The sequence below is a fragment of the Aureimonas altamirensis genome (genome assembly GCF_023702225.1).
GTDB classification, from domain to species: domain Bacteria; phylum Pseudomonadota; class Alphaproteobacteria; order Rhizobiales; family Rhizobiaceae; genus Aureimonas; species Aureimonas altamirensis_B.
In genome coordinates, this window is record NZ_JAMQCO010000020.1 from 1 (window position 1) to 16,234 (window position 16,234).

At 57.0% G+C, this 16,234-nt stretch carries 15 protein-coding genes and 4 pseudogenes; 14 read left to right on the top strand and 5 right to left on the bottom strand.

All coding sequences use genetic code 11. The features are described from left to right. The coding region (repC, locus tag NDN16_RS20345; protein WP_251115265.1) for a plasmid replication protein RepC at positions 1-628 on the top strand (628 nt) is incomplete at its 5' end. A 345-nt stretch (positions 629-973) separates the two neighbouring features. On the opposite strand, the pseudogene NDN16_RS20350 reads toward repC, so the two are convergent. Next, a pseudogene (locus tag NDN16_RS20350) lies at positions 974-1,105 on the bottom strand (integrase); the annotation flags it as partial. Positions 1,106-1,145: 40 nt separating this feature from the next. Beyond that, the gene (locus NDN16_RS20355) at positions 1,146-2,306 is read right to left on the bottom strand and encodes a site-specific integrase (protein WP_024897955.1); all 1,161 of its coding nucleotides are present in this window, start codon (positions 2,304-2,306) and stop codon (positions 1,146-1,148) included. Between the two features lie 77 nt (positions 2,307-2,383). Between NDN16_RS20355 and NDN16_RS20360 the strand changes: the two genes are divergently transcribed. Together NDN16_RS20360 and NDN16_RS20365 are read left to right on the top strand one after the other, a co-directional pair. Then, on the top strand, positions 2,384-2,662 hold the full coding sequence (locus tag NDN16_RS20360; RefSeq protein WP_024897956.1) for a type II toxin-antitoxin system Phd/YefM family antitoxin: 279 nt from the start codon (positions 2,384-2,386) through the stop codon (positions 2,660-2,662). Continuing rightward, positions 2,649-3,080 (top strand): mRNA interferase PemK, encoded by a 432-nt coding sequence (locus NDN16_RS20365; RefSeq protein ID WP_024897957.1) that lies wholly within the window; start codon positions 2,649-2,651, stop codon positions 3,078-3,080. Before NDN16_RS20360 ends, NDN16_RS20365 begins: the two co-directional genes overlap by 14 nt. Positions 3,081-3,477: 397 nt before the next feature. Here the strand turns inward: NDN16_RS20365 and NDN16_RS20370 are convergent. Beyond that, positions 3,478-3,840: pseudogene (locus tag NDN16_RS20370) on the bottom strand (tyrosine-type recombinase/integrase); the annotation flags it as partial. Positions 3,841-3,897: 57 nt separating this feature from the next. Next, positions 3,898-4,479, bottom strand: coding sequence for a recombinase family protein (locus tag NDN16_RS20375; RefSeq protein ID WP_024897959.1), 582 nt, complete (start codon positions 4,477-4,479; stop codon positions 3,898-3,900). Positions 4,480-4,644: 165 nt separating this feature from the next. Here NDN16_RS20375 and NDN16_RS20380 point away from each other — a divergent pair, with 165 nt between their 5' ends. The 11 genes and pseudogenes from NDN16_RS20380 to NDN16_RS20430 form a co-directional block, all read left to right on the top strand. After that, entirely contained in the window at positions 4,645-7,611 is a 2,967-nt protein-coding gene (locus NDN16_RS20380) for a Tn3 family transposase (protein ID WP_024897960.1), read from the top strand. A gap of 51 nt (positions 7,612-7,662) precedes the next feature. Then, positions 7,663-8,112, top strand: a pseudogene (locus NDN16_RS20385) (ATP-binding protein); the annotation flags it as partial. 155 nt (positions 8,113-8,267) lie between these two features. Beyond that, positions 8,268-8,879: a phosphonate C-P lyase system protein PhnH gene (gene phnH, locus NDN16_RS20390; protein ID WP_024897962.1), complete on the top strand. Its 612-nt coding sequence runs from the start codon at positions 8,268-8,270 to the stop codon at positions 8,877-8,879. Between the two features lie 3 nt (positions 8,880-8,882). Continuing rightward, positions 8,883-10,052 (top strand): carbon-phosphorus lyase complex subunit PhnI, encoded by a 1,170-nt coding sequence (locus tag NDN16_RS20395; RefSeq protein ID WP_024897963.1) that lies wholly within the window; start codon positions 8,883-8,885, stop codon positions 10,050-10,052. Next, positions 10,049-10,942, top strand: a complete 894-nt coding sequence (locus NDN16_RS20400; RefSeq protein ID WP_007875096.1) for an alpha-D-ribose 1-methylphosphonate 5-phosphate C-P-lyase PhnJ — start codon at positions 10,049-10,051, stop codon at positions 10,940-10,942. The genes NDN16_RS20395 and NDN16_RS20400 overlap by 4 nt, the downstream gene beginning before the upstream one ends. An 8-nt stretch (positions 10,943-10,950) precedes the next feature. After that, a complete protein-coding gene (gene phnK, locus NDN16_RS20405; protein ID WP_024897964.1) occupies positions 10,951-11,727 on the top strand; it encodes a phosphonate C-P lyase system protein PhnK in 777 nt (258 codons plus the stop codon). A gap of 67 nt (positions 11,728-11,794) precedes the next feature. Next, entirely contained in the window at positions 11,795-12,514 is a 720-nt protein-coding gene (gene phnL / locus NDN16_RS20410; protein WP_024897965.1) for a phosphonate C-P lyase system protein PhnL, read from the top strand. Next, positions 12,511-13,167, top strand: a complete 657-nt coding sequence (locus NDN16_RS20415; RefSeq protein WP_024897966.1) for a DapH/DapD/GlmU-related protein — start codon at positions 12,511-12,513, stop codon at positions 13,165-13,167. The genes phnL and NDN16_RS20415 overlap by 4 nt, the downstream gene beginning before the upstream one ends. Continuing rightward, a complete protein-coding gene (locus tag NDN16_RS20420; protein ID WP_024897967.1) occupies positions 13,160-14,299 on the top strand; it encodes an alpha-D-ribose 1-methylphosphonate 5-triphosphate diphosphatase in 1,140 nt (379 codons plus the stop codon). The genes NDN16_RS20415 and NDN16_RS20420 overlap by 8 nt, the downstream gene beginning before the upstream one ends. A 5-nt stretch (positions 14,300-14,304) precedes the next feature. After that, positions 14,305-14,883: a phosphonate metabolism protein/1,5-bisphosphokinase (PRPP-forming) PhnN gene (gene phnN / locus NDN16_RS20425; protein ID WP_024897968.1), complete on the top strand. Its 579-nt coding sequence runs from the start codon at positions 14,305-14,307 to the stop codon at positions 14,881-14,883. Between the two features lie 215 nt (positions 14,884-15,098). Beyond that, positions 15,099-15,341: pseudogene (locus NDN16_RS20430) on the top strand (transposase); the annotation flags it as partial. Between the two features lie 70 nt (positions 15,342-15,411). Here NDN16_RS20430 and NDN16_RS20435 read toward each other — a convergent pair. Further along, on the bottom strand, positions 15,412-16,080 hold the full coding sequence (locus NDN16_RS20435; RefSeq protein ID WP_024897970.1) for an acetyltransferase: 669 nt from the start codon (positions 16,078-16,080) through the stop codon (positions 15,412-15,414). Between the last annotated feature and the right edge of the window lie 154 nt (positions 16,081-16,234).

Genomic DNA, 16,234 nt, shown 5'->3' on the forward strand with positions numbered 1-16,234 from the left:
GGGGATAATCGCGCGCTCCGAAAATGTTTGCGACAGGCCCCTTCGGACCGCCAAGTCGATTGAGGCCCTTGAATCGATCCTGGACGAACTAGAACTATTGCGCGAAGGTGTACTCAGCGTATTGGAAAGCAACATCTTTTCACAAAAAACCGCTACCAATGACAACGAAATCCGTCAGCACATACAGAATTCAAATACCGAATCTATAAATGAATTTGAACCTAGCTCAGAAAAAGAGCAGGGTGAGAAACCGATGTTGAAGTCAGACCGACTGGCCGAGCCGCTAAAGAGTTTCCCTATTGGTTTGGTGATGCGAGCATGCCCTGAAATTGCGGCCTATGCGCCTGGAGGCCAGGTCCAGAGTTGGAGGGACTTGATGTCCGCGGCAGTCGTGGTTCGGTCGACCTTGGGAGTAAGCGCTTCAGCTTATCAGGATGCTTGCGAGGCAATGGGCGCCGAGAATGCGGCCGTCGCGATGGCGGCGATACTTGAGCGAGCTGGGCACATCAATTCCGCTGGTGGCTATCTCCGCGATCTTACCTCCAGAACGCGCCGCGGTGAATTTTCGCTCGGCCCGATGATAATGGCGCTTTTGAAAGTGAACTCTGGCGGGGCTATAAGTACGTGATGTTCCCGATACCAGGAGCTTTCGGAAGCCGTCGATTGTAGTCAGCTGACTACAAACTAACCCCCTGTTGCAGCTAAGGTTTCTTAATCACCTGCGACGTCGATATTCAGGAGTCAAAACAGAAGTTTGCAACTGAAATAGACGAACGTATTTCGAAAGTGGTACCAGCGGTCCTTTTTTCCGCCGCGCGGTAGGGTAGACAGAAGCTTCAGATTGCTTTGGGAAACAGTGCGGCGAAATGCGCGTTGAGCATGACCTTCGTTTATCAGCTCGTTTTTCCCAACGCCACGGAAATACGGTTTCAGTGAACATGCTGCCATTGCCGTCCGGAGGACGACGGTTCCCTTATAACAATCGCGTAGCCCGGCCGCTCCGACGGGTCGCGTTGTTGTAGTAGCTTGACGCCTGCTGCACCGATCGGTGGCGCGACTGCTCCATCGCCTCCGGCAAAGGAACGCCCCGGTTTGCGGCTTCGGTNGAACATGCTGCCATTGCCGTCCGGAGGACGACGGTTCCCTTATAACAATCGCGTAGCCCGGCCGCTCCGACGGGTCGCGTTGTTGTAGTAGCTTGACGCCTGCTGCACCGATCGGTGGCGCGACTGCTCCATCGCCTCCGGCAAAGGAACGCCCCGGTTTGCGGCTTCGGTCAAATAGCCCGACCGCAACCCGTGCGCGGAAAACTCCCCCGCCTCCAGCCCGGCCATCGTCGCCCGCTGTTTGACAATATCGTTGATCGCCTTCGGATCGAGCGCCCGACGGGAAACATTCCCCCAGCGATCAATCGCCCGAAACACACTGCCACTTTCAATCTTGGCGGCAACAAGCCAGGCGTTCAGGGCATCAACCGGCCGGCCGGTCAGAAAGACAACTTCATCGCTGTCGCCGCTGCTGGTCTTTGTGCGGCCGAGATGGATTGACAGCGAGGGCAGGGGAGCCCCGCCCTCAACGGCGATCGGCGGCTCAGCCGTCAACTGTTCCCTGCGCAACCCGGCAATCTCGCTGCGACGGCGCCCACCCGACGCAAAGCCAACCATCAGGATGGCGCGATCGCGGATGTCACGAAGGCTCTCGCTGGCACAAGTGGCTAGCATTTTTGCCATGATGTCTCCAGTGACCGCCTTGGCGCTCTTGCGGCGGCGTTGGCGTGGCACGGCACGAACTGCGAGCCGGATTGCGGACTTAAGGGCAGGGGAGGCAAAAGCGCCGTCGAAACCGCGCCACTTGGTCAGTGTCGACCAGTTGGCTAGACGCCGGCGCACGGTATCGGGCGCGTGCGGCCCGGTTGATCTGAGAAAGCCGCCATCTCGAAGGGCCTGGTCAACCTCAGCCGGCATGCCATGGTCCGGATCGGTTTCGCGCCTCGCTGGGTCCCAGAGGTGATGGGCGACAAACTTAAGGAGCAGCGCCTCGGGCGCCGGCCAGGGAAGGGCGCCGCCAGTCGCGGCATGCGACCAGGCTTCGAGATAGCCGAGATCGGAGGTCAACGCCCGCAGCGTATTCTCACCCATACCTTCGTTGATCAGGTGACGCAGGGTCTCGACGTCCTGGTCGGTCAGGATTTCGGCAAGCTTGTCACGTCGGTCGATCGGCAGCACCGACGCGATGGTGTCGAGCTGTTCGGCGCGGTTTAAAACATTCTGGGTGACAGACGATACCGACAAGGTCTTTTTCGTCATGGGACATGTCCAATGCTAAATGTGCGTTTGCAAAAGTTACGGAAAGCCCGTATATTCCGGAACAAAGGAGTTCTGCCATGACCTCGACCGTGACAGCAGCAGCCGTTTCCAAGAATTTTGGCGCCTATCAGGATGCCGCAGTCCGCGAGCCGGTGATTATTACCAAGAACGGCCGACCGCGCACGGTTCTGATCGCCTATGAGGACTATCTGCGTCTGGCCAGACGCGACCGTCGCGTGGATCTCACCACGGCAATGAGTGACGATGAACTTGCCGCCATTGAAGCGTCGCAGATGGAGCCGGGTCTCGATCATCTCAACGTCGAACTGCTGACGGGCAAACATGCTGCCGACTGAACCAAAAGTCGGTTGGGTCTTTCGGTATTCCTATCTCTGGCATTGGCAGCATCTCGAAGGCCGGGAGGAGGGCGACAAGGACCGTCCGGCGCTGGTGTTGGCGATTGTTGCGACCCTGGACGATGGCACGCCCGCAGTCCGTGTCCTGCCGATCACGCACTCGCCGCCCTCTGATCCGAGTGACGCGATCGAAATCCCGCCGGCAACAAAACGGCGTCTTGGACTGGACGACGAACGATCCTGGATTATCCTGACGGAAAGCAACCGGTTTGTCTGGCCGGGACCGGATGTCCGGCCCGTTGACAGCGAAACAGGCTACCTTGGCTCTTTGCCACCGGCATTGTTCAACGAGATCAAGCGCCGCTTTGTCGAACTGGCGCGCGGCCAGCGTCATCGCGCCACGGGCCGCAGCGAATAGCGGCTTAGCTGTGGTCGCGGATCTTGGCTGGCCGCGTCTTTGATCTGCAATATCGAGCAACATGAGTCCTTTGTGACCGTCCTAGCGCCCAATTTTACCGATTTGCGGTCTCAAATCAATCACTTCCGATAAGGGTTACTTATCGATGGTTAGAGCACTAACCAGCAATCATACCATGTGAGGAATCTCAATATTTATATAGAGTTCGTATAAGAAATCATCTACCATGATTTCAATGGCTTACGATCTCGCGAAAACCAGCATGGCAGCGTTCATGGAGCCGGCATTCCGCGCCGGTTGTGGCTTTTACTTCCCGGTTTCAATTGAAACGGTAAGCTGAAAACTCGGCATCCAATTTTGACTTAACGGCTTCATCTCAGGTAGGGAAGCGGGCGCATCAAAGCCCGGACGCCTTGGTGAGATTGACGCGGAACCGGTCACGCCGCCGCTGGTACTTCCGGGTCATTTCGGCCGAAGCATGGCCGAGTTGCTTCTGAACGTAACGCTCATCGACCTCGGCCGAGGATGCGAGGCCAGCACGCAGCGAGTGGCCGGAGAATTTTTCCGCACGCTCGGTCTCAGTGAGATCAGGGCGCACGCCGGCAGCCAATGCCGCCTTCTTGACGAGGCGTGCCACTTCCTGATCGAGCAGCCGGTCGGGACCGACATCCTTGCCTTGGCCGGTAACACGCCGGAAGAGGGGGCCGTGCGCGATCCGCGCAAGGTTGAGCCAGGTCTGCAGCGCAACGACAGGGCAGGTGGGCGTCACGACACGAAAGTGGCGAATCTGTCCGACTTTTAAGAACGTATCCGGAACTCAGGTTGGTTTAACCGTGGATGTCGTTGCTTTTTCGGCCCTGAGAGCTTCGTAGAGGGCGGTTTTCCCGATTTTCACGCGGGCGGCGGCTTCCCGGACGTTCAAACCGGCCGCCAGATGCTGGCGGGCTTTGGCAAGTTTCTCCGGGGTTACGACGACTTGTCGGCCACCGCGTCGGCCGCGTTCCTCTGCGGCTTGCAGACCGGCACGTGTTCGTTCCCGGATCAGATCGCGCTCGAACTGTGCCAGCGCGCCGAACAGGTGGAATACCAGGCGACCGCCGGATGTCGTGGTGTCGATGTTTTCGGTGATGGATCGGAAGCCGACGCCTTTGGCCTCCAGTTCGGTGATGATCTCGATGAGGTGCTTCATCGACCGGCCGAGGCGGTCGAGCTTCCAGACTGTGAGCGTATCGCCGTCGCGAACGTAGCGGATCGCCTCAGCCAATCCGGGCCGGTCAGTCTTCACGCCGGATGCCTTATCCTCGAACAGCCTTTCACAACCTGCTTTGCGCAAAGCGTCGAGTTGCAGGGCGGTGTCCTGCTCGCCGGTGGAGACCCTTGCATAGCCGATAGAGGTCATGAGACGTGGTTTGTCCGTTTTTCCGTTGAATTCGGACATTGTCCGATTTGCCGTTTCATGACAAGGTTTGCGGACAAAACTTGTGGATGCCGCGAAACGTTCGTTTGCCGGACACGCATTTTCCGTTTCGCTGCACTCTCCGCGGCGAAACGGGAAGATCAGTGAATGGCGCGAAGAGCATTACTGAGCGAGGCATGGTGGCAACAGGCGACGATCATCCCGGATAACGAAAGGGAGATCGCCAAACATTATACGCTGGATCGATCGGATCTCGACCTGATCATGCGACAGAACAAGGCCGCGAACAGACTGGGCCTCGCCTGTGTTCTGGCCACGCTACGATACCCTGGCCGACCGCTTGCGGATGGCGAGGTCCTGCCGGCTGGCGTCTTACGATTTCTGGCGCGGCAGATCGGCGTCGATCACCATGAGATCGAACGTTATTTCGAGCGCCCACAGACGCGGCGCGAGCATCTGGCCCTGCTTTTCGACAGAATGCAGATGCGTCCGTTTGTGCCTTCGGACGTGCGGGCACTCACAGGCTGGCTGACACCTGCCGCACAAACCCTGCGCCAGGCCGATGTATTGGCGGATATGGTCGTGGAAGAACTGCGACGCAGGAGAATTCTCTTGCCAGCGCGGCCAGCGCTCGAAGCCATCATTCATGTGGCGATCAGGCGCGGCATTCGTATTGCTCATCGGGCCTTGGCCGGCGGGATCTCAGAAGGCCAAAAGCTCGATCTGGACAAGCTTCTCGATCCGCGTGAGGGGACAAGCGTGACCATTCTTGCCTGGGCGAGAACGCCGGCATTGTCGCCAGCCGCCGTCAACCTCGACAGAATTGCCGAGCGCATTCGCTTTCTCCGGTCTCTGAACCTGCCGACGACGTTGATGGATCGAATTCCGGCCAAGGTCTTTGACGAATTTGCTGCAGAGGGGACGCGAATGAGCGCGCAGCATCTGCGCGACCTTAACACCGAACGCCGACATGCTGTCCTGGCTGCAACAGTGCTCCACCTTTCCCGCCATCTCACCGATTGCGCGATCGACATGTTCAAGAAACTCATGGGCATCCTGACGCGGCGAGCCAATAACCAGGCGGCTGCTCGCGTCACCCGATCCGTTCGGGAAGTGCAGACGCCGTTGAAGGACGTTTCAAAAGTCTGCCATGCGATCATCAAGGCTAGAGAGAAGGGTGAGGACATGGCCAAAGCGCTTGATCTGGTCATCCAATGGCCAGCTTTTACAACCAGTGTCCAGGCGGTCGATACGCTGATCGCGCCGGATGTTATCGACGGTAAAATCGAAATGCTCCAGCGCTATCCGACGATCAGGAAACTGGCGCCACAGTTTCTCTCCACTCTCGTGTTCCGCGGTCACGCAGTGGCGGCGACCCTCTTGCGGGCGCTATCCGTGGTCGCGGGTCTATATCGTACGGGCAAAAGGACCATACCCGACAAGGCACCGATCTCCTTTGCGCCGAAGGGCTGGATGCCTCTCATACTCAAAGATGGAAAGATTGATCGCAGGGCTTATGAGCTTTGCCTGTTCAGCGAATTGAAGCGCCGGCTCGATGCGGGCGATGTCTGGGTGGAAGGAGCCAAACGCTTCCAGTCTTTCGAAAGCTTTCTCATTCCCACGCCGACATTCGAGCTGATGCGTGAGGAAGGACCGCTTCCAATCGCCGTTGATACCGATGTCGAGACGTATCTTCGCCAACAGCGCCAGCTGCTGAACGATGGACTGGCTGACCTCTCGCGTCTGGCCGCAGCCGGCGAGCTCGACGATGTAGAACTGACCGGGGCGGGGTTTAGCGTCACGCCGCACAAGGCTATGTTTCCGGACATCGCCAAGTCGCTGAAGCTAAAGGTGGAAAGCCGTCTGCCTGCGATCCGCATCACTGACCTTTTGCTCGAGGTTGACGCCCGAACGGAATTTTCGAACGCCTTTACCCATTTGCGCAGCGGTCGGACGGCCGACAACAAGCTTGCGCTCCTCACCGCCATCCTGGCGGACGGCATCAATCTCGGTCTCACGAGAATGGCGGACGTTTCCCCCGGCATTACGATGCGCCAACTCGCCTGGGCGCACGACTGGCATATTCGCGAGGAAGGTTACACGGCCGCGCACGCCATTCTCGTCAACGCCCAGAGGCAATTGCCTCTGGCAAGCTTGTGGGGCGATGGAACAACGTCATCCTCCGATGGCCAGTATTTTCCGGCGGGCGGACACGCCGAGGCGATCGGCGACCTCAACGGCCGCTATGGTCCCAACCCCGGCGCCAAATTCTACCGGTTCACCTCTGACCAGTACGGCGCTTTCTACATCATCGCCATGAATGCCAATGCGAGCGAAGCCATCTATGTCCTCGATGGACTGCTCTATCATGGCAGCGATCTCGCCATCGAAACCCACTATGTCGATACCGGCGGGGTAAGCGATATGAGCTTCGCCCTTTGCCATCTCGTTGGTTTCCAGATTGTGCCTCGGCTGCGCGGTCTCAAGGATCGCAAGCTCTATCTCTTCCCGGGCGACGCGCCTCCCGAAAACCTGGCGCCGCTCGTTGGCGAGCACATCAACGTCGAGCGGATCAAGGCAAACTGGAACGACATCCTGCGGCTGGTCACGACGATCCGTTCCGGGCAGGTTCGGCCTTCGACGGTGTTGGCAAAGCTGTCCGCATTCCCACGCCAGAACGGACTGGCGTTGGCGCTACGCGATCTCGGTCGCATCAATCGGTCCATCTTTCTGCCCCAGTGGTGGCAGAACCCCGAAATGCGCAGGAACGCGACGGTCGGCCTCAACAAGAGCGAATCCCAGAACACCTTGGCCCGCGCACTGTTCTTCAATCGCCTCGGAGAATTGCGCGACCGGACTTTCGAGAGCCAGTTCTACCGAGCATCTGGACTGAACCTGCTAATCAACGCCATCGTCTACTGGAACACACTCTATCTCGAACCGGCGTTCGCCGAGCTCAACCGAGATGGCATTCCCACGCCGCTTGACATCATCAAACACATTACCCCACTCGGCTGGCAGCACATCAGTCTCACCGGCGATTACATCTGGACCCCAACAGACGGCGTTGATCTCAGGCCATTGCGGCGCGAAACATCTATCCTCGCAGCGTGATCACCATACGTTCTCAAAAGTCGGACAGATCCAACACTTTCGTGTCGTGACGCCGAGCAGCACAATATCGTTCTGGTCGGCGGAACCGGCACGGGGAAGTCCCACCTGTCCATCGCGCTTGCACGTGCCTTGATCCGCAACGGAGCACGAGGCCGCTTCTTCAACGTTGTCGACCTCGTCAATCGGCTCGAGACGGAGGCACGTAGCGGTAAGCAGGGACGACTGGCCGACTTCATCACCAGGCTCGACTTCGTAATCATGGACGAACTGGGCTATCTCCCATTTGCCCAGGCGGGCGGCCAGCTCCTCTTCCATCTCATCAGCAGGCTCTACGAGCGGACATCGATCATCGTCACGACGAACCTAGCCTTCGGCGAGTGGCCGGCCGTATTCGGCGACGCCAAGATGACCGCCGCTCTACTCGACAGGCTCACCCACCATTGCGAGATCGTGGAAACCGGGAACGAATCCTGGCGCTTTAAAAACCGCTCTCAAAGCTAAAGCCGAAAAGACAAACAACCCGCGCCCGCAGGCCCCTGCGCTAAATGGAGAGCTCCGGGCCTACGCGCGCTGACCCGATGCAACTAGAGGCAGGGGTCCCTTTTGGGAGCCGATAAGGGGTCCCGTTACGACGCCGATTGACAGGGAGACAACTGATGCTCCATTCTACTTCTGCATTTGAGGGCGGACTGACAGATCCAGTCAATGAAGCGCAGATGGCGTTTCATGCGGTCATGCACGCAATGGCTAATCCCGGTCGCATCTATTCGCTGCCGAGTGCTGCTGTGCCATCAAAGCCACTCACGCCAGAGCTTGGCCTGATCGCTGCAACGCTGCTTGATCACGACGCAAGCGTCTGGGTCGACGCCAAAGTCGCAGCCAATCAGGATGCAACAGCCTGGCTGACATTCCATGCCGGCGCGCCCATCGTTGGGGATCAGTCTAAAGCACAGTTCGCGCTCGTAAGTGATGCGCAATCGCTGCCAGCACTTTCTTCCTTTTCCCAAGGAGAACCAGAATTTCCGGACCGTTCGACGACCGTTGTTCTGGCTGTATCGTCGCTCGATAGCGGACAGGGGTTCACCCTCAAAGGCCCGGGCATCAAGGATGAAACTGTGCTGAACGTCGATGGTCTGCCGCAGGATTTTGCTGCGCAATGGCGTGAAAATGGCGCGCTGTTTCCGTTGGGTATCGATCTGCTACTCGTTGCTGACGGCAAAGTCGCAGCGCTTCCGCGTACCACGCGTATCGTTAGTTCGGAGGGTTGATCCATGTATGTTGCAGTAAAGGGCGGTGAAACCGCCATCCGCAATGCCCACCGTCTGCTTGATGATCGCCGTCGTGGCGACCGCTCGGTTCCAGCGTTACGTCTTGACCAGATTGCCGAACAGCTGGGTCTCGCCGTTGATCGCGTCATGGCCGAAGGTTCGCTTTATGACCGAGAGCTCGCAGCACTTGCCGTGCGCCAGTCGCGGGGCGATCTGATTGAGGCAATCTTTCTGGTTCGTGCCTACCGCACAACCCTGCCGCGTTTTGGCTATTCGCTACCCCTTGAGACCGCGAATATGCTGATCGAACGCCGCATTTCGGCCACCTATAAAGATCTGCCCGGTGGGCAGTTGTTGGGGCCGACATTTGACTACACGCATCGTCTGCTTGATCCGGAACTGGCGGGTGATGTCAGTGTTCCCGAGCCGGAAGTGCGTGCGATTGAGCCTGAAGAAACGCCACGCGTGACCGATATTCTCGGTGTCAACGGCATGATCGAAGAAGACGGTGCGATGCCGGAGGGGCATGAGCCGGGCGATCTTACCCGCGAACCTTGGACGTTCCCGATGCCGCGTGATCTGCGCTTGCAGGCTTTGGCGCGCGGTGATGAAGGCTTCCTGCTGGCTCTGGGTTATTCCACGCAACGCGGTTATGGCAACACGCATCCATTTGTCGGTGAAATCCGCATTGGCGAGGTGGAGGTTGAGTTTGATGTGCCTGAGCTCGGCTTTTCCGTTTCGCTTGGCCGTGTTCAGCTGACCGAATGCCAGATGGTGAGCCAGTTCAAAGGCTCGTCCAAGCAGGCACCACAGTTCACCCGTGGCTACGGTCTGGTGTTCGGACAAAGCGAGCGCAAAGCCATGTCGATGTCGCTTTGCGACCGGGCGCTGCGTGTCCGCGAATTCGATGCGGATGTGACAGCACCCGCGCAGGACGAAGAATTTGTCATCTCCCATTCCGATAATGTGCAGTCGACGGGCTTCGTCGAGCATCTGAAATTGCCCCATTACGTGGACTTTCAGGCCGAGCTTGATCTCATCCGCCGTATGCGTGCGGAATATGAACAAGCGAACAACGAGACTGAAGTTTTGGCAACCGAAGCAGCAGCCAATATCGGCACAGGCAAGGAAGCAGCAGCCAATATTGCCGCAGGCAAGGAAGCAGCAGAATGAGCGATCTAGCCAATTACAATTTCGCCTATCTGGACGAGCAGACAAAGCGGATGATCCGTCGTGCTATCCTGAAAGCCATTGCTATTCCGGGCTATCAGGTTCCGTTCGCAAGCCGTGAAATGCCGATGCCTTATGGCTGGGGCACAGGCGGCGTGCAGGTGACGGCGGCAATTCTCGGTCAGGATGATGTGCTCAAAGTTATCGATCAGGGCGCTGATGATACGACCAATGCCGTTTCCATCCGGGCATTCTTCCAGAAAACCGCTGATGTTGCCGTGACCACCCATACGGGTGAGGCGACTATCATCCAGACACGTCACCGCATTCCGGAATATCCGCTGACTGAAGGGCAGGTGATTGTCTATCAGGTGCCAATTCCTGAGCCGCTGCGTTTTCTGGAACCGCGTGAAACCGAAACGCGCAAGATGCACGCGCTTGCCGAATATGGCCTCATGCATGTGAAGCTTTACGAGGATATCGCGCGCCATGGCCATATCGCCAAGACCTATGATTATCCGGTGATGATCGAAGGGCGCTATGTCATGGCACCGTCGCCGACGCCCAAGTTCGACAATCCAAAGATGCATATGTCGCCAGCTTTGCAGCTGTTTGGTGCCGGTCGTGAAAAGCGCATCTATGCCGTACCGCCTTATACGGATGTCGTGAGCCTCGATTTCGAGGATCATCCATTTGAAGTGCAGAAATTCAAACAGCCTTGCGCATTGTGTGGCGCACGCGGCGTCTATCTGGACGAAGTCGTGCTCGATGACCGTGGCGGCTCGATGTTTGTCTGCTCCGACACCGATTATTGTGAAGATCGTCAGGCGAATGGCCACTTTGGTCATCTGGCAGCGAACAATGAGGCCGCAGCCAAAGGAGCCCTGAAATGAGTATTGAAATGAGCGTCGAACCTCTGCTGAAAGTCAGCAATCTCTCGAAGTTTTATGGCAGTCGTCGCGGTTGCGCGGATATCGATTTCTCGCTGTGGCCGGGCGAAGTGCTGGCCATCGTCGGTGAATCGGGTTCGGGCAAGACGACTTTGCTCAACTGTCTGGCGACACGTCTGGAACCGACATCGGGCAGCGTGGAATATCGAATGCGTGATGGCGAGTTCCGCGATCTTTACAAGATCGGAGAGGCTGAACGCCGCTTTCTGATGCGTACCGACTGGGGCTTCGTGCATCAGAATCCTTCGGATGGTCTGCGCATGACCGTTTCGGCAGGTGCCAATGTCGGTGAACGGCTTATGGCTGTTGGCGAGCGCCATTATGGCAATATTCGCAACACGGCAACTGAATGGCTCGGACGTGTCGAAATCGCTGCCGACCGCATCGACGACCAGCCCGGCGCTTTCTCCGGCGGTATGCGTCAGCGTCTGCAGATTGCGCGCAATCTCGTCACAGCGCCGCGTCTTGTTTTCATGGATGAACCGACTGGCGGTCTCGACGTGTCCGTGCAGGCACGCCTTCTCGACCTGCTGCGCGGTCTGGTGAGCGATCTCGGCCTTTCGGTTGTCATCGTGACCCACGACCTCGCAGTGGCGCGTCTTCTGTCCCATCGCATCATGGTCATGAAAGACGGCCATATTGTCGAACAGGGCCTGACAGACCGCGTTCTGGATGACCCGCAAGCGCCTTACACGCAGCTGCTCGTGTCGTCTATTCTGCAGGTTTAGTAAATTAAAACAGATGTTTGCAGCGTGTTGTTCGTAAATTAGCGAAACTTCATGCGTGAGGTGAGAAATGACACAAGTTAGAACATCCTCTCCGTTGGCCGTGTCGGGTCTGGCGAAGACTTTCACGATGCATTTGCAGGGTGGCATTCAGTTGCCAGTCGTAAGTGGCGTGGACTTCAATCTGGAAGCAGGCGAATGCGCCGTGCTAGGCGGACCTTCCGGTGCTGGTAAAAGCTCCATTCTCAAGATGGTCTATGGCAATTACGCCGTGAATGCAGGTTCAATCCTCATTCGTCACGAAGACCGTATGGTGGATCTGGCAACAGCCGATCCGCGCGAAGTGCTGGCTGTTCGGCGTGATACGATTGGTTATGTCAGCCAGTTCCTGCGCACATTGCCACGCGTGGCGGCAATCGATGTCGTTGCGGAGCCATTGGTGGCTCGTGGTGTTGATCGCGATGCTGCTCGCAATCGTGCAAGCGAATTGCTCGCGCAGCTCAACCTGCCGGAACGGCTCTGGGCATTGCCACCTGCAACCTTCTCCGGCGGTGAGCAGCAGCGCGTGAATATTGCGCGCGGTTTCATCACGGATCATCCGGTGTTGCTGCTTGATGAGCCGACAGCTTCGCTCGATGCCAAAAACAGGGCAGTCGTTGTTGATCTCATCAAGGCCAAGAAGGCGCAAGGCGTCGCAATGCTTGGCATTTTCCACGATGAAGATGTGCGTGAACAGGTTGCTGATCGCATTATCGACGTAACCGCTTTCTCGCCGAAGGCAGCAGCATGACCAAGCTCTCAGTAGAACCACTGGTTCACGAAACGGCTGAAGTAAACGGTAGCAAGCTCGGTCGATATACCGAGATCGGCGCGCGCAGCCGTGTTTCGGAGACTGTGCTGGACGACTATTCCTATCTCGGTATCGATTGCGAAATCTGGTGTGCTGAGATCGGTAAGTTTTCCAATATCGCCAGCCATGTGCGTATCAACGCCACCAATCATCCGACATGGCGTCCGACGTTGCATCATTTCACCTATCGCGCCGGTGATTACTGGCCGGAAGAAAAGGATGAGACGGAGTTCTTTGATTGGCGTCGCGGCAATGCCGTGAAAATCGGTCACGACACATGGCTCGGCCATGGCTCCACCATCTTGCCGGGTGTGACGGTTGGCAACGGTGCGGTTGTCGGTGCCGGAGCTGTCGTGAGCAGGGACGTGGCGCCCTATACAATTGTTGGTGGGGTTCCGGCGCGTCTCATTCGCGAACGCTTCGACGCTGCGATCGGCAATCGTCTGGATCGACTGGCCTGGTGGGACTGGAGCCATGATCGTCTGCGCCAGGCGCTCGATGATTTCCGCGCGCTCGATATCGAAGCATTCCTCTCGAAATATGAAACGGCCGCCAATGCGAATGCGGTCATGAAAGAGCTATCCAATGGCTAATGAAACCGTTCTGAAAAATGCGCAGATCGTGCTTGCTGATGAGATCGTTTCCGGTTCTATCCTGATCCGTGATGGCAAAATTGCCGCCATTGATCAGGGCAATACCAACGGCGGCGATGACATGGATGGCGATTATGTTATTCCGGGCCTCATCGAGCTGCATACCGATCAGCTGGAAAGCCATTACGCGCCGCGTCCAAAGGTGCGCTGGAATGTCGATGCAGCGGTTCAGGCGCATGATGCGCAGGTTGCAGCATCGGGCATCACGACAGTTTTCGATGCGATGCGCGTTGGTTCTGATTATGACCGTGACTTCGTGGGCAAGGATATGCGGATGCTTGCGGACGCCATCGACAGCGGTGTTCGCGAAAATCGTCTACGTGCAGACCACTTTCTGCATCTGCGTTGCGAAGTTTCCTCAGCAGATTGCCTTGAAACATTCGAGCTTTTCGCAGCCGATGACCGCGTTAAACTCGCTTCGCTGATGGATCATGCACCGGGACAGCGTCAATTCGTTGATCTTAATACGTATCGCACTTATTACATGCGCAAGATGAAGCTCACGGATGAGGAGTTCCGGGTGCATTGTGAGAAGCGTATGGCGGATTCGGACGCCTATTCGGCCAAACATCGTCGTGCCATTGCCGAACTGGCAGCAGCGCGCAGCATCGTGCTGGCCAGCCATGATGATGCGACCAGCGCGCATGTCGATGAATCACTCGACCATGGTGTGCGGATCGCCGAGTTTCCGACCACGATGGAAGCAGCCAGTGCCTCAAAAGGTGCAGGCCTTTCCATTCTGATGGGCGCGCCCAATATTGTGCGCGGTGGCTCGCATTCCGGCAATATTGCTGCACGCGATCTCGTCGATAATGGCAGCCTCGACATTCTGTCCTCGGATTACATTCCGTTCAGCCTCATTCAGTCGGCTTTCGGCCTTGCTTCGGGGGAGCGTCCGATTGCGCTGCCACAGGCTGTCCGCCTCGTAACCAAGAACCCGGCTGATGCCATGGCGATGGATGATCGCGGCGAAATCGCTATCGGAAAGCGTGCCGATCTGGTTCGCGTGCGGCCGAAAGGTGCAATTCCGGTTGTGCGCACTGTCTGGCGCGAAGGCGAACGGGTGCTTTGATGCAGATGCAATCCGATACGCCGAAAGGCTGTTTCGTTGCCGTTGTCGGCCCCAGCGGGGCCGGCAAAGACACGATTATGGATGCAGCGCGTGTGGCTCTTGCGGGCGACACGCGGTTTCATTTTGTGCGCCGGATCATCACGCGTCCGCAAATGCCGGGCACGGAAGATCACGACAGTCTGGATGAAGCAGCATTTACTAAAGCCGCAGGCGAGGGTGCTTTCGCGCTGCACTGGCAGGCGCATAGCCTGAGCTATGGATTGCCGAAATCGCTTGATGATGAAATCGCCGACGGTATCGTGGTGATTGCGAATGTCTCGCGGCGTGTACTTGGCGATATCCGCAGGCTTTATTCGGAACGGTCCGTGGTCGTCATTTCGGCTAGGCCGGAAGTACTTGCAGAGCGGCTTGCATCGCGTGGACGTGAAAGTCGAGAAGAAATCGCTTTGCGACTTAAGCGCGAAGTGAGCTTCGATGACGGTGCAGACGATGTCGTCATAATAGACAATTCAGGGGAAGTCGCTGCTTCCACAGATGCCTTCCTGCGTCATCTGCAGGAAATTAGCATTAAAACAATTGCCTAAATTAAAATCTTAAAGCGGAATGTAAGTTTACACAAACGTCATGGTCCGTTCATTGCAGTGTCATTGAACGGATCATGAGCGGGCATGACTGAAGACGAACTCATGCTTCAACTAAAAAATTGACCCGCCGCTATAATGATAAGGTGGCGGTTTGGCCTGCCGCCGGTTTCATGGACATCGAGGTAAGATATTCCTCCTGAAACCGGAGAGCATGAATGCAAAGACGAATATTCAGCCGCGAGTATAAGCTTGAGGCTGTGAAGCTTGTCAGGGAACGTGGGGTCACTGTTGAGCAGGCTGCTCGTGATCTTGATGTCCACGAGAATGTGTTGTGCAAATGGGTTCGTGAATACGGCGACGATCCCAGCCAGTCGTTTCCTGGAAAAGGCCAGATGAAGCCGGAGCAGCTTGAGATCGAGAGGCTTCGGAAAGAGGTCGCCAAGCTGAAGGCGGAGCGCGCCCCGAGGGCGTTCTTTTGAAGGGGGGCAATCAAAACTTTCTCACTAACAATTATTGCCCCATACTTGATTACGATTGGCTATTGCCATTTTCGTTGGCATTTTTGCCCCACCAACGATCACAAAATGCGTTGATGTTCTCTGACTGGAAGTCTGGAAGACGTTCGATAATTGTTGCAAAGGGCCAATCCCACCAGGCAATATCGGTAAGCTTCGAAACGATTACAGGTTCAAAGCGTTTCCGTATGAGCTTGGCCGGCACACCGCCGACCACGGTGTAAGGCGCAACATCCTTGCTGACGACCGCGCCAGCCGCCAGAACCGCGCCATTACCTATTTTCACACCGGGCAGTACGATGACCCCGTGCCCGATCCAGACATCATGTCCGATAGTCACACAATCAGCGGCGCGTCTTGTGAAAAAAGTCAGATCGCGGTCAGCGTCATGCGAATAATATTCTGGACAATAGGTAAACCGGTGCATGGAGGGGCGGTTCATCGGGTGATTGGGCGCTCCGATCCTGACCTCGGCAGCGACAGCGCAGAACCTTCCAATCACCGCATTTTCGACGATGCAACGTTGGCCGAGATATGAAAAGTCGCCCAGCTCCACGGTGTGGAGTGAAGTATCGTCCAGTATTTCGCAGCAGGTTCCTATTCTGGCGTCCCTCAGTTGTACCGAGGGATGAATAACCGTCTCGGCAATTTTCGGACGGGGAACTGGATATGTGTCTGTCATTTCTGCTCTCCAAGGGTTGAAAACCCCTTTTGTTAGAGGGGTTTCCCCGTGGCCCGTGATCTCGTAGCCAGCAATCTCACGACTTCGATGATAGATGGAGAGGATTGCTGGGCCTGTCGCAAACATTTTCGGAGCGCGCGATTATCCCCTGAGC

Coding starts and splice junctions, on each gene's coding strand:
- phnN (WP_024897968.1), top strand. CDS start 14,305: ATGCAATCCGATACGCCGAAAGGCTGTTTCGTTGCCGTTGTCGGCCCC.
- NDN16_RS20355 (WP_024897955.1), bottom strand. CDS start 2,306: ATGACGAAAAAGACCTTGTCGGTATCGTCTGTCACCCAGAATGTTTTA.
- NDN16_RS20365 (WP_024897957.1), top strand. CDS start 2,649: ATGCTGCCGACTGAACCAAAAGTCGGTTGGGTCTTTCGGTATTCCTAT.
- NDN16_RS20420 (WP_024897967.1), top strand. CDS start 13,160: ATGGCTAATGAAACCGTTCTGAAAAATGCGCAGATCGTGCTTGCTGAT.
- NDN16_RS20380 (WP_024897960.1), top strand. CDS start 4,645: ATGGCGCGAAGAGCATTACTGAGCGAGGCATGGTGGCAACAGGCGACG.
- phnL (WP_024897965.1), top strand. CDS start 11,795: ATGACACAAGTTAGAACATCCTCTCCGTTGGCCGTGTCGGGTCTGGCG.
- NDN16_RS20415 (WP_024897966.1), top strand. CDS start 12,511: ATGACCAAGCTCTCAGTAGAACCACTGGTTCACGAAACGGCTGAAGTA.
- NDN16_RS20360 (WP_024897956.1), top strand. CDS start 2,384: ATGACCTCGACCGTGACAGCAGCAGCCGTTTCCAAGAATTTTGGCGCC.
- phnH (WP_024897962.1), top strand. CDS start 8,268: ATGCTCCATTCTACTTCTGCATTTGAGGGCGGACTGACAGATCCAGTC.
- NDN16_RS20395 (WP_024897963.1), top strand. CDS start 8,883: ATGTATGTTGCAGTAAAGGGCGGTGAAACCGCCATCCGCAATGCCCAC.
- phnK (WP_024897964.1), top strand. CDS start 10,951: ATGAGCGTCGAACCTCTGCTGAAAGTCAGCAATCTCTCGAAGTTTTAT.
- NDN16_RS20400 (WP_007875096.1), top strand. CDS start 10,049: ATGAGCGATCTAGCCAATTACAATTTCGCCTATCTGGACGAGCAGACA.
- NDN16_RS20435 (WP_024897970.1), bottom strand. CDS start 16,080: ATGACAGACACATATCCAGTTCCCCGTCCGAAAATTGCCGAGACGGTT.
- NDN16_RS20375 (WP_024897959.1), bottom strand. CDS start 4,479: ATGACCTCTATCGGCTATGCAAGGGTCTCCACCGGCGAGCAGGACACC.